Here is an 11605-nt window from a genome sequence, read left to right as displayed (position 1 = left end):
ATCCGGGTCAGTAGACGATCCGATGGCAGAGCGCGGGGAGCTCCCCGCCCGCCAGCCGCGGCATCAGCTCCGGCAGCTCGGCGAACGGGCTCTCCCCGGTGATGAGCGAGTCGAAGGCGGGGTTCGCGAGGAACCGCAGCGCCAGCGCGAGCCGGTCGGCGAACGTCCGGCCCGCCCGGCGGGACGGCGGCACCGCGCCGACCTGGCTGCCCCGGATCGTGAGCCGCCGCGAGTGGAAGAACTCCCCCAGCGGGACACCGACCCGCCGGTCGCCGTACCAGCTCAGCTCGACGACCTGCCCCTCCGGCGCGAGCAGCTCCAGCGACCGCGCCAGCCCCGCCTCGGTCGCGCTCGCGTGGACGACCAGGTCGCAGCCGCCCGCCGCCCGCTCCGGCGGGGCGAACTCCACGCCGAGCGCCTCCGCGACGGCCGCCCGGGACGGGTCGGTGTCGACCAGCTGGACGCGGCCGCCCGGGAACCCCGCGAGGACCCCGGCGACCGAGCAGCCGACCATCCCGGCGCCCACCACGGCGATGCGGTCGCCGACCAGCGGCGCCGCGTCCCACAGCGCGTTGACCGCGGTCTCCACGGTCCCGGCGAGGACGGCGCGGCCCGGCGGCACGTCGTCCGGGACGACGCTGACCGCGCTCGCCGGCACCACGTACCGGGTCTGGTGCGGGTACAGGCAGAACACCGTGCGCCCGGCCAGCTCGGGCGGGCCCTGCTCGACCACGCCGACGTTCAGGTACCCGTACTTGACCGGGCCCGGGAACGTCCCGTCCTGGAACGGCGCCCGCATGATCGCGTGCTGGTTCGGCGGGACGCCGCCGCGGAACACGATCGCCTCCGTGCCGCGGCTCACGCCCGAGTACAGCGTGCGGACGACCGCCTCGCCGGGCCCCGGCTCCGGCAGGACGAGATCGCGGATCTCCCCCTTACCGGGCGACCGGATCCAGAAGGCGCGCGCGTCGCGCTCCATCCGTGCCCCTCCCCCGAACCGCGTCCCCGCGCCGGTCGCGCCGCGCGAACAGCCACCGCACGTCCCGGCCGAACGACCACACCAGCAGCGCGAGCGCCGCCGCCACCAGCAGGCCCGCGTACGGGACGAGGCCCGACGCGGCCACGACGAGCACCACGCCCTGCACCACCGCGACGGCCTTGCGCGCGACGCTCGGGCGCAGGTCCGCGCGCAGCCACGGCGCCGCCCAGGCCGCCGCGCCGAACGCGTACCGCATGGCGCCGATCGCCAGCACCCAGGCCCCCGCCGTCCACGCGACCTCGACGCTCAGCACCAGCACGAGGAGCGCGTCGGCCTCCATGTCGAACCGCGCGCCGAGCTTGGACACCGTCCCGGTGCGGCGGGCGACCTGCCCGTCGACCCCGTCCAGGACGAGCGCGGCCGACGCGACCGCGACCAGCGCCGCGGTGTGCCCCGCACCGGCAAGATGCCCCGCGACCAGCGCCGCGACACCTCCGGTGAGCACGACCCGGGCCAGCGTCACGTGGTCGGCCGGTCCGAGCGCGCGCCTGCCGCGGAACGCACGGGCGAGGACCGCCCACGACGCCAGCGTGTATCCGACGCCCACGGCCAGGCCCGCGTGGCCGGGACGAAGCACCGCCAGCAGCGCGAGCTGCGCCGCCACCGCGAGACCCAGCTCGGGGCCGCGGGTCAGCCGGGGCCGGCGCGGCAGCGGCACGTGCGCCTGGAGCGCGGGCCGCGTCAGCGTCATCGGCCGGGTCATCAGCGCACCTCGCTGACCGGCGCCTCACCGAGGACTGCGGCGGCGGCGTCCAGCTGGGGCAGGTCGTGGCCGAGGCGGTCGCGCTTGGCGGTGAGGTAGCGGATGTTGTCGTCGCTGACGGGGACGAGCAGCGGCACCCGCGCCGCGACGACCACCCCGTAGGACTCCAGGGCCCGGACCTTGTCCGGGTTGTTCGACATCAGCCGCACCGACCGGACGCCGAGGTGCCGCAGGATCCGCGCGGCCGGGCCGTAGTCGCGGACGTCCACCGGCAGCCCGATGGCGGTCGCGGAGTCGACGGTGTCGAGGCCCTGGTCGTCCTGCAGGATGTGGGTGCGCACCTTCGCGACGAGGCCGATCCCGCGCCCCTCGTGCCCGCGCAGGTAGACCAGGACGCCGGCGCCCTCGCGGACGATCGCGTCCAGCGCCGCGCCGAGCTGGTCCCCGCACTCGCAGCGGGTCGCGCCGAAGATGTCGCCGGTCATGCACTCGGAGTGCATCCGGACGAGCACGTCCCCCCGCTCCCCGACGTCGCCGCGCACCAGCGCCATGTGCTCGTGCCCGTCGACCGGGTCGCGGAACGCGACGGCGCGGAACACCCCGCGCCTCGTCCGCAGATCCGCCTCCGCGATGTCATTGCGATCGATGCCCTGCTCGCGCATCGCTCCCCTTCCTCGGTCCGCGATCACCTGGTACGTACTGACTGGTACGTGGCGAACGCACCGGGTGGTTGCGTCCAAAACGGTCCGTACTACCGGTGGCACGCAGGGGAGGCGCCGCAGGGTTCAGCCTAGGCGCGCGCGAACCACCAAGTCGTGGAGGGCGCGGCGGTCCGCGGGGAACTCGGGCAGGCAGCTGCGGCCGCGCTCGTCCTCCAGCCGGGCGGTGAGCGCGGCGACGTCGTCCCGCAGGCGGGGCAGGCCGGGAGCGCCGTCCGGGAGGCCGCCGTGCTCGGCCGCCCGCTTCGCCTCGATCAGCTCCGGCAGATACGGCGGGCCGCCGCCGGCGAGGCGGGTCAGGCCGGCCTCGACCTCGCCGGTCCGCATCAGGTGGATCCCGGTCAGCAGCACCCGGAACGTGTAGAGCAGCGGCTTCAGCTCGCGCGACCTCTCGAACAGCGTCCACTGCGACCGCGCGAACCCCAGGTAGTGGTGCGCGTGGTTCGACGTCACCAGCCCCGGCACGAGCGCCTTCAGCTCGTCGTGCACCTCCGAGGTGGCCACGACCAGCGGCGACATGACCTGCTCCAGGACGTACCCGTTGCGCCTCAGCAGCAGCGTGCAGAACTTGGCGAGGTCGTGGGTGACCGCGTCGGCCTCCACGCCGCCGTGGTCCCACATCAGCGTGACCGTCTCCTCGCCCGTCTCCAGGCCGACGATCTCCTCCAGCGGCAGCAGGTGGACGCCGCGCAGGTCGATGTCGGAGTCCTCGGACGGGAAGCCGTACAGGTGCGCGCCGCTGACGGTGAGGAACGCGCGGGGCCAGGGGTGGTCGGCGGCGAAGCGGTCCAGCATGCCCTCGGGGAGTCTCACCGGTTCACGCTCCTGCGGCGGATGGAGACGAGGAGATCCTCGACCGCGGCCCGGTCGGGTTCGGGCGGGAGCGGGCTGCGCGCAACGGCCCCGTCCAGGTCGGCGGTGAGCGAGGCGCGCCAGGTCTCGATCTCGTCCCAGGCGACCTCGCCCCGGCGGACGGCGAGGAGGCGGTCGCGCAGGTCGCCGACGTCCACCCGCGGCTCCCCGTGCCGGACGAGGTGCAGGCCGCTCACCAGCAGCCGCAGCATGTGCATGACGTGCTTCCAGCGCGGCGCGCCGCCGTTGCGCAAGTCGCCTTCCAGCTTGCGGAACTGCGCCTCGGCGTAGCGGAGGAACGTGCGGTGCGCGTGCCGGGACAGGAAGGCGGACCGGACGGCCAGCAGCTCCTCGCCTGCCGGGGTCGCCTTCTCGACCAGCGGCGACCACAGGCACTCCAGGACGGTGGGGTTCGCGCCGAGGGCCAGCGCGCAGAACCGCTCCAGCTCCCAGGAGAACTGCTCGGGCAGCGGGCCGTCCACATGGGCCGGCGGCTTGGTGAAACGCCAGAACAGCGGGGCAGGGGCCGCATAGACGCCGCGGCGGTCGATGTCGCTGGCATCGGTCGCCAGCCCGTAGGCTCGCGACCCGGTCACCACCGACAGGATCGTGTGGTCGCGGACGAGGTCGAGCCCGGCGCCGTGGTCGGAGATCGTCACGGGTGAAGCCTGGCGCAGGGTCTCCGGGCGCGTCGACCGGATTGTCCGGCCGCTGCAAGTCGGTTACAGATCGGCCACAGCCTTGCAGAAAGTTTCTGCAAGGCATTTACGAGGCTGCAACCCGTTGCTAACGTCCCCGTCCAGTCACCCCCAGTACGGACCTGCGGGACGGCGGCCCCGGCGAGGGCCCTCCCGCGAAGGAGGACACCATGCGGCGCATCCCCCTCATCGGCGGCACGGTCGTGTGCGCCGCCCTCGCGCTGTCGCTCTCGGCGTGCGGCGGCGATGACGGCGGCGGCTCCGCGGGCGGCGCGGGCGCGGCGGCGCTGGACGGCCGCGGCCCCATCACCTTCGTCACCGGCAAGGACCGCTCGGGCAACCTGCAGAAGCAGGTGGACGCCTGGAACTCCGAGCACCCGAAGGAGCAGGTCCGCGTCATCGAGCTGCCGGACGAGCCGAACGACCAGCGGCAGCAGATGATCCAGAACGCCACGACCAAGTCGGACGCCTACTCGGTGCTGAACCTCGACGTCGTGTGGACCGCCGAGTTCGCCGCGAACCGCTGGCTGACCGAGCTGCCCAAGGACAGGATCGACCTGTCGAAGATGCTGCCGGCGACGATCACCACCGGGCAGTACCGCGGCCGGCTGTACGCGGTGCCGTCCACGTCCGACGCCGGGATGCTCTACTACCGCGAGGACCTCCTCAAGAAGGCCGGGATCGCCGAGCCGCCCAAGACCTACGACGAGATGTGGGACGACTGCGCCAAGGTCCGGAAGCTGCCCGGGGCCAAGGACATCGACTGCTTCTTCACCGAGGTCAACAAGACCGAGAGCATGACGATCAGCGCGGTCGAGGCGATCGGCAGCGCCGGCGGCTCGATCATCGGCGAGGACGGCCGGCCGGCGCTGAACACCCCGCAGGCGAAGCAGGGCGTCGAGTTCCTCGTGAAGGCCAAGAAGGAGCACATGCCGAAGGAGGCCGTCACCCTCGACACCGAGGGCGGGCGCCGCTACTTCCAGTCCGGCAAGCTCGTGTTCCAGCGGCAGTGGCCCTACCAGTACGCGCTCGCCAACTCCGACGACGGCTCGTCCAAGGTGGCGGGCAAGTTCGCCGTCGCGCCGCTGCCCGGCCCGGACGGCCCCGGCGTCTCCAACCTCGGCGGGCACAACCTCGCGATCTCCGCGTTCGCCGAGAACAAGGCGACCTCGCTCGACTTCATCCGGTACCTGACCGGTGAGCAGGCGCAGCGCGACAACCTGCTCGCCACCTCCCAGGCCCCGACGATCGCCGCGCTCTACGACGACCCCGAGATGGTGAAGAAGTTCCCGTACCTGCCGGTGCTGAAGAAGGCCATCACGAACGCCGAGCCGCGGCCCGTCGCGGTGAAGTACGGCGACGTGACCGCCGCGATCCAGGGCGAGATGTACGACGCGGTGACCGGCAAGAAGCCCGTCGACCAGGCCCTTTCCGACCTGCAGGCCAAGCTTCGGCCGCTGACCGCGCAGTGAGCGGCATGACCGCGATCGAGACGCCGTCCGCCGCGGGCGCCCCCGCGGCGGACGCGCCCCGCCGGCGCGGCCGCGACGCGCAGGGGACGAGGCGGCTCGCGGCGCTGCTGCTGTCCCCCACGCTGCTCGTGCTCGCCCTGGTCATCGGCTACCCCGTCCTCGCCGGGTTCCGCGAGTCGCTGTACGCGCGCGGCGAGGGCCTGGACGCGCAGGGGTTCGTCGTGGAGGGCGACCGGTTCGTCGGCCTGGACAACTACACCGCGATCTTCCGGGGCGACCGCGCCGACGCGTTCTGGAACGCCTTCTCCAACACCACGTTCTTCACGCTGACGACCGTGGTGCTGGAGACGCTGATCGGCGTCGCGATGGCGCTGATCATGCACCAGGCGTTCCGGGGGCGGGCGATCGTGCGCGCCGGCATCCTCGTCCCGTGGGCGATCCCGACCGCGATCTCCGGGCTGCTGTGGCGGTGGATCTTCCAGGCGGACGGCGCCGCGAACGCGGTGCTGCGGCAGCAGATCCTGTGGACCGCCGACGGGTTCCCCGCCAAGATGGCCGTCGTCGTCGCCGAGGTGTGGAAGACCTCCCCGTTCATCGGGCTGCTCGTCCTCGCCGGGCTGCAGATGATCCCCCGGGACGTCTACGAGGCGGCGCGGGTCGACGGCGCCGGGCCCGTCCAGCAGTTCTTCCGGATCACGCTGCCGCTGGTCAAGCCCGCTCTGCTGGTCGCGGTGCTGTTCCGCATGCTGGACGTCCTGCGCATGTTCGACCTGCCCGCCGTGCTGATCGGCGTCAACCAGAAGTCGGTGGAGACGCTGACGATGATCGCCTGGTTCGAGGCGTCCAACCTGCGGTACGGGTCGGCGGCCGCGTACGCGACCGTGCTGTTCCTGTACATCGCGCTGATCGCGTACCTGTTCGTGAAACTGCTCGGCGCCGACATCATCGGCGAGGCCCGCCGGCGGTCGAGCCGGCAGTCGAGCCGGCGGTCGAGGCGCGCGCGGAAGAAGGCGGCATGACACGGACGAAGCGGCTGCTGCCCTACCTCGGGTTCGCCGCGGTGACGGTGTACTGCCTGGCGCCGTTCTACTGGATGGCGATCTCGGCGTTCCGGCGCCCGCAGGACCAGTTCGACAACTCGATCGTCCCGGCGCGGTGGTCGTTGGAGAACTTCTCCGCGGTCTTCTCCGGCGGCAACGGGTTCGGCCGCGCGCTGCTGAACAGCCTCATCGTGGCCGGCGGCACGACCGCGCTGACCCTGCTGATCGGCACGTTCACCGCGTACGCGCTGGCCAGGCTGGACTTCCGGGGCAAGAACGCGGTGCTCGGACTGATCATCGCGACCACCATGTTCCCGGGAATCTCGCAGCTTGTTCCCTTGCTGAAACTTTTCACGGACATCGGGTGGATCAACACCTACCAGGCGATGGTGCTGCCCAGCCTCGGGTTCGCGCTGCCGCTGTCGGTGTGGCTGCTCACCGCGTTCTTCCGGCAGCTCCCGTTCGAGCTGGAGCAGGCGGCGATGGTGGACGGCTGCACCCGCGGCCAGGCGTTCCGCAAGATCATCGTCCCGCTCGCGGCGCCCGGGGTGTTCACGACGGCGATCCTGACCTTCATCGCCGCGTGGAACGAGTTCCTCATCGCGCTGTCCATGGTCAACAAGAAGGAGATGCAGACCGCCACGGTCGCGATCTCCAAGTTCACCGGCGTCTCCGGGTTCGACCAGCCGTTCGGCACCCAGATGGCGGCCGGGGTGATCGTGACCGTCCCGCTCATCGTCGTGGTGCTGGTCTTCCAGCGCCGGATCGTCGCCGGCCTCACCGCCGGCGGCGTCAAGTGAAGCACGCAGACGGCTCCCGATTCGAAGGACGTTCATGACCCAGGACACCCTGCTCGCCCGCGCCTCCCGCCGGGAGGGGGGCACCCGATGGTGGCGCGACGCCGTCATCTACCAGGTGTACGTGCGCAGCTTCGCCGACTCCGACGGCGACGGCGTCGGCGACCTGCCCGGCGTCCGGTCCCGGCTGCCCTACCTTGCCGGCCTCGGCGTGGACGCGCTCTGGCTGACCCCGTTCTACGTCTCCCCGATGGCCGACTTCGGCTACGACGTGGCCGACTACCGCGACGTCGACCCGCTGTTCGGCACGCTCGCCGACGCCCGCGGCCTGATCGAGGACGCGCACGCCCACGGCCTGCGGATCATCGTGGACGTCGTGCCGAACCACACGTCCGACCGGCACGCCTGGTTCCGGGCCGCGCTCGCCGCGCCGCCCGGCTCCGCCGAGCGCGCCCGCTACATCTTCCGGGACGGGCGGGGCCCGGACGGCGCGCGGCCCCCCAACGACTGGGAGTCGGTGTTCGGCGGCCCCGCCTGGACCCGGCTGCCGGACGGCCAGTGGTACCTGCACCTGTTCGCACCCGAGCAGCCCGACCTGAACTGGGAGAACCCCGAGGTCCGCGCCGAGTTCGCGGACATCCTGAAGTTCTGGCTCGACCTCGGCGTGGACGGCTTCCGCGTCGACGTCGCCCACGGCATGGCCAAGGCCCCGGGGCTGCCGGACGTCGGCCGCGCCGGCCAGGTCGAGATGCTCGGCACGGCCGTCCTGCCCTACTTCGACCAGGACGCCGTCCACGACATCCACCGCGAGTGGCGGCGCCTGCTCGACTCCTACGGCGGCGAGCGGATCGCCGTCGCCGAGGCGTGGGCGCCCACGCCGCAGCGGCTCGCCCGGTACACCCGCCCGGACGAGCTGCACCAGGCGTTCAACTTCCACTACCTGACCGCGCCGTGGGACGCCGGCGGGCTGCGCGCGGTGATCGACGAGTCGCTGCGCACCGCCGGCGCGGTCGGCGCGCCCGCGACCTGGGTGCTGTCCAACCACGACGTGAAACGGCACGTCACCCGGTACGGCGACGGCGAGACCGGCCTGCGGCGCGCCCGCGCGGCGGCGCTGCTGACGCTCGCGCTGCCCGGCTCGGCCTACCTGTACCAGGGCGAGGAGCTGGGCCTGCCGGAGGTGCTCGACCTGCCGGAGGAGTTCCAGCAGGACCCGCAGCGGCTGCGCGGCGAGGGCGCCGGCCGCGACGGCTGCCGCGTCCCGCTGCCGTGGGAGGGCGAGGAGCCGCCGTTCGGCTTCGGCGCGGGCGCCGCGCCCTGGCTCCCGATGCCCACCGCCTGGCGCGACCTGACCGTCGCCGCGCAGACCGCCGACCCGGACTCCATGCTGGCCCTCTACCGCGAGGCGCTGCGCGTCCGCCGCGAGCATCCGGCCCTCGGCGACGGCGATCTGCACTGGCGGGCGGGTCCACCCGGCACACTTGTCTTCGTCCGGGAGAACGGGGGGAGGCGGCTCGCGTGCGCGGTGAACACCGGCGGCCGCACGGCCCGGGTCCCCCTGCGCGGAGCCCCGCTCCTCGCGAGCGGACCGGTCCACGTGAGCGGCGGGCACGCCGAGCTGCCCCCGGACGCCGCTCTGTGGTGGGACGTCGAGGAGGGATAGTTTGAAACCCATGACGACGCGCCTGGCGGACATCGCGGCGCATGCCGGGGTGAGCGAGGCGACCGTGAGCCGCGTGCTCAACGGCAAGCCGGGCGTGTCCCCGACCACGCGCCAGGCGGTGCTGACGGCGCTGGACGTGCTCGGCTACGAGCGCCCGGCCCGGCTGCGGCAGCGGCGGGCCGGGCTGATCGGGCTGATCATCCCGGAGCTGACCAACCCGATCTTCCCGGCGTTCGCCGAGGTCATCGAGAGCGCGCTGGCCCGGCACGGGTACATGGCGGTGCTGTGCTCGCAGTCGCCGGGCGGCGTCGCCGAGGACGACTACATCGAGATGCTGCTGGAGCGCGGCGTCGCGGGGATCATCTTCGTCAACGGGCTGCACGCCAACGCCAACTCCGACCGGGCCCGGTACGTGCGGCTGCTGGAGCAGGCGCTGCCGATCGTCCTCGTGAACGGCTACCGGCCCGACATCGACGCGCCGTTCATCTCCAACGACGACGTGGCGTCGCTGGAGGCGGTCGTCGCGCATCTGGCCGCAATGGGCCACCGGCGGATCGGGCTGGCGATCGGGCAGGACGTGTACGTGCCGACGCGGCGCAAGACCGAGGGGTTCCGGCGCGCCATGGCGGCGCACACCGACCTCGCGCCGGACGAGGTGGACGAGCTGATCGTCAACACCATGTACACGGTCGAGGGCGGGCAGGCCGCGGCGGCGAAGCTGCTCGACGCGGGGTGCACGGCGATCTGCGGCGGCAACGACATCATGGCGCTCGGCGCGATCCGGGCGGCGCGGGCGCGCGGCCTCCAGGTGCCCGGGGACGTGTCCGTGACCGGCATGGACGACTCGCTCCTGACCGCCTACCTCGACCCGCCGCTGACCACGATCCGGCAGTCGGTGCGGGAGATGTCGATGGCCGCGGTGAGCACCGTCCTGGACGAGATCCGCGGCGCCCGCGCGCCCCGCACGGAGCTGCTCTACCGGCCGGAACTCGTGGTCCGGCGGTCCACCGCGCCGGCTCCGGCGGCGGCCCGGCTGACCCCGGCCGAAAAGGGCTGACCCCGGGGTTACCCGGTGTCGGAACGGGCCTGACCATCCTGCCTCCGCGGCCAGGTTGTTGTAACGGTTAGGTTTCGGCGCATTGACAGTGAGCCCTGTCACGGTCTTTCCTTCGTGGGAGCGCTCCCACACCGGTGCAAGACACAACCTGAGAGGGGTCCGCCATGAGGGCCATCATGCGGCGCGGACTGAGTACGGCGATGGCGGCCGTACTCGTCGGCAGCCTCGCCGTCGCGTGCGGCGGCGACGGCGACGACAGCAAGGGAGACTCCGACAGCGGGCCGGTCGAGCTCACCGTCGACGTCTTCGGCGCGCCCGGCTACGACGCGCTCTACAAGCAGTACGAACAGTCCCACCCCAACGTCAAGATCAAGCAGCGCAAGGTCGACAACCTGGACGCGTTCATGCCGCGCATCCAGCAGTGGATGGCCACGGGCAGCGGCGCGGGCGACGTCGTCATGCTGGAAGAGGGCATCCTGCCGCTCTACATGCAGCAGGCGAACAAGTTCGTCAACCTGTTCGACTACGGCGCCCGGGACCTCGAGAAGAACTTCCTGCCGTGGAAGTGGAAGATGGGCGTGACGCAGGACGGCAAGCAGCTGGTCGGGCTCGGCACGGACGTCGGTCCGCTCGCCATCTGCTACCGCAAGGACCTGTTCAAGAAGGCCGGCCTGCCGACCGACCGCGAGAAGGTCAGCCAGCTCTGGACGACGTGGGACGACTTCCTCGCCACCGGCCAGAAGTTCCAGGAGAAGGTGCCGAAGACCAAGTGGATGGACGGCGCCCCCGCCATCCTCCGCGCCACCGTCCTGCAGGAGGCCGGCGCCGGTCCCGGCTACAGCTACTTCGACAGGCAGAACAACCTGGTCTTCGACAGCAACCCGGCCGTGAAGAAGGCGTTCGACACGACGCTGAAGTTCGAGCAGAACAAGCTCACCGCCGACCTGTCGATCTTCACGCCGCCGTGGCAGACGGCGCTCAAGCGCGACACGTTCGCGACCGTGCCGTGCCCGTCCTGGATGCTCGGCGGCATCAAGGACTTCTCCGGCGACTACGGCAAGGGCAAGTGGGACGTCGCGACCACGCCCGGCGGCGCCGGTTACTGGGGCGGCTCCTGGCTGGCCGTGCCCAAGCAGTCCAAGCACCAGAAGGCCGCCGCGGAGCTGGTCAAGTTCCTGACCTCCCCCGAGGGCCAGGTCGGTGCGTTCAAGGAGGCGAACGTCTTCCCGTCCTCGCCGCAGGCCGCGCAGGACCCGGCGGTCGCGGGCGCGAAGAACGAGTACTTCAACAACGCCCCGGTCGGCCAGATCTTCGGCAGCCTGGTGGCGAGCGTGAAGCCCGTCTACCTCGGCCCGAAGAACGAGGCCGTGCGTGCGGCGGTGGAGAACGTGCTGACGTCCGTCGGCCAGGGCAGGGTGAAGCCGGAGGACGCCTGGGAGCGGTCCGTCAAGGAAGCGGAGCGGGCCGCCCGGTAACCGCCCCGGACATGTGACCACGGCGGCGGCGCCGCGCCGCTACCTCCCCGCCGGCGCCGCCGCCGTACCCGCTTCTGCCCGCCCCGCCCC

Annotated in this window: 11 protein-coding genes; 6 read left to right on the top strand and 5 right to left on the bottom strand. The window is 72.3% G+C overall.

Annotated features, from left to right (window positions below):
• Positions 1-7: 7 nt before the first annotated feature.
• The 5 genes from ABTW95_RS17940 to ABTW95_RS17920 all read right to left on the bottom strand — a co-directional run bounded on the left by ABTW95_RS17940 (position 8) and on the right by ABTW95_RS17920 (position 3972).
• On the bottom strand, positions 8-979 hold the full coding sequence (locus ABTW95_RS17940) for a zinc-dependent alcohol dehydrogenase (RefSeq protein ID WP_500226837.1): 972 nt from the start codon (positions 977-979) through the stop codon (positions 8-10).
• Positions 936-1742, bottom strand: coding sequence for a CDP-alcohol phosphatidyltransferase family protein (locus ABTW95_RS17935; RefSeq protein ID WP_500226836.1), 807 nt, complete (start codon positions 1740-1742; stop codon positions 936-938). Before ABTW95_RS17935 ends, ABTW95_RS17940 begins: the two co-directional genes overlap by 44 nt.
• Positions 1742-2404 carry a GTP cyclohydrolase II gene (ribA, locus tag ABTW95_RS17930; protein WP_396445353.1) on the bottom strand — a complete coding sequence of 221 codons (663 nt, stop codon included), beginning with the start codon at positions 2402-2404 and terminating at the stop codon, positions 1742-1744. The genes ABTW95_RS17935 and ribA overlap by 1 nt, the downstream gene beginning before the upstream one ends.
• A gap of 123 nt (positions 2405-2527) precedes the next feature.
• A complete protein-coding gene (locus ABTW95_RS17925) occupies positions 2528-3274 on the bottom strand; it encodes a nucleotidyltransferase domain-containing protein (RefSeq protein ID WP_396445352.1) in 747 nt (248 codons plus the stop codon).
• The gene (locus ABTW95_RS17920) at positions 3271-3972 is read right to left on the bottom strand and encodes a nucleotidyltransferase domain-containing protein (RefSeq protein WP_500226835.1); all 702 of its coding nucleotides are present in this window, start codon (positions 3970-3972) and stop codon (positions 3271-3273) included. The genes ABTW95_RS17925 and ABTW95_RS17920 overlap by 4 nt, the downstream gene beginning before the upstream one ends.
• A 209-nt stretch (positions 3973-4181) precedes the next feature.
• Here ABTW95_RS17920 and ABTW95_RS17915 point away from each other — a divergent pair, with 209 nt between their 5' ends.
• The 6 genes from ABTW95_RS17915 (at position 4182) to ABTW95_RS17890 (ending at position 11515) form a co-directional block, all read left to right on the top strand.
• Positions 4182-5483, top strand: a complete 1302-nt coding sequence (locus tag ABTW95_RS17915; protein WP_396445350.1) for an ABC transporter substrate-binding protein — start codon at positions 4182-4184, stop codon at positions 5481-5483.
• A gap of 5 nt (positions 5484-5488) precedes the next feature.
• Positions 5489-6502, top strand: coding sequence for a carbohydrate ABC transporter permease (locus tag ABTW95_RS17910; protein ID WP_396445349.1), 1014 nt, complete (start codon positions 5489-5491; stop codon positions 6500-6502).
• Entirely contained in the window at positions 6499-7323 is an 825-nt protein-coding gene (locus tag ABTW95_RS17905; RefSeq protein WP_396445348.1) for a carbohydrate ABC transporter permease, read from the top strand. Before ABTW95_RS17910 ends, ABTW95_RS17905 begins: the two co-directional genes overlap by 4 nt.
• A 34-nt stretch (positions 7324-7357) precedes the next feature.
• On the top strand, positions 7358-8983 hold the full coding sequence (locus tag ABTW95_RS17900) for a glycoside hydrolase family 13 protein (RefSeq protein WP_396445347.1): 1626 nt from the start codon (positions 7358-7360) through the stop codon (positions 8981-8983).
• 10 nt (positions 8984-8993) lie between these two features.
• Positions 8994-10040, top strand: a complete 1047-nt coding sequence (locus ABTW95_RS17895; protein ID WP_396445346.1) for a LacI family DNA-binding transcriptional regulator — start codon at positions 8994-8996, stop codon at positions 10038-10040.
• Between the two features lie 176 nt (positions 10041-10216).
• Positions 10217-11515 carry an ABC transporter substrate-binding protein gene (locus tag ABTW95_RS17890; RefSeq protein ID WP_396445345.1) on the top strand — a complete coding sequence of 433 codons (1299 nt, stop codon included), beginning with the start codon at positions 10217-10219 and terminating at the stop codon, positions 11513-11515.
• Positions 11516-11605 lie beyond the last annotated feature (90 nt).

The sequence above is a fragment of the Spirillospora sp. NPDC127506 genome (assembly GCF_040302145.1).
GTDB lineage: Bacteria > Actinomycetota > Actinomycetes > Streptosporangiales > Streptosporangiaceae > Spirillospora.
The sequence above is the reverse complement of the archived record's forward strand: the minus strand, read 5'-3'. Positions and strand labels throughout refer to the sequence as shown.

Coding starts and splice junctions, on each gene's coding strand:
- ABTW95_RS17890 (WP_396445345.1), top strand. CDS start 10,217: ATGCGGCGCGGACTGAGTACGGCGATGGCGGCCGTACTCGTCGGCAGC.
- ABTW95_RS17905 (WP_396445348.1), top strand. CDS start 6,499: ATGACACGGACGAAGCGGCTGCTGCCCTACCTCGGGTTCGCCGCGGTG.
- ABTW95_RS17895 (WP_396445346.1), top strand. CDS start 8,994: ATGACGACGCGCCTGGCGGACATCGCGGCGCATGCCGGGGTGAGCGAG.
- ribA (WP_396445353.1), bottom strand. CDS start 2,404: ATGCGCGAGCAGGGCATCGATCGCAATGACATCGCGGAGGCGGATCTG.
- ABTW95_RS17940 (WP_500226837.1), bottom strand. CDS start 979: ATGGAGCGCGACGCGCGCGCCTTCTGGATCCGGTCGCCCGGTAAGGGG.
- ABTW95_RS17900 (WP_396445347.1), top strand. CDS start 7,358: ATGACCCAGGACACCCTGCTCGCCCGCGCCTCCCGCCGGGAGGGGGGC.
- ABTW95_RS17910 (WP_396445349.1), top strand. CDS start 5,489: ATGACCGCGATCGAGACGCCGTCCGCCGCGGGCGCCCCCGCGGCGGAC.
- ABTW95_RS17915 (WP_396445350.1), top strand. CDS start 4,182: ATGCGGCGCATCCCCCTCATCGGCGGCACGGTCGTGTGCGCCGCCCTC.
- ABTW95_RS17935 (WP_500226836.1), bottom strand. CDS start 1,742: ATGACCCGGCCGATGACGCTGACGCGGCCCGCGCTCCAGGCGCACGTG.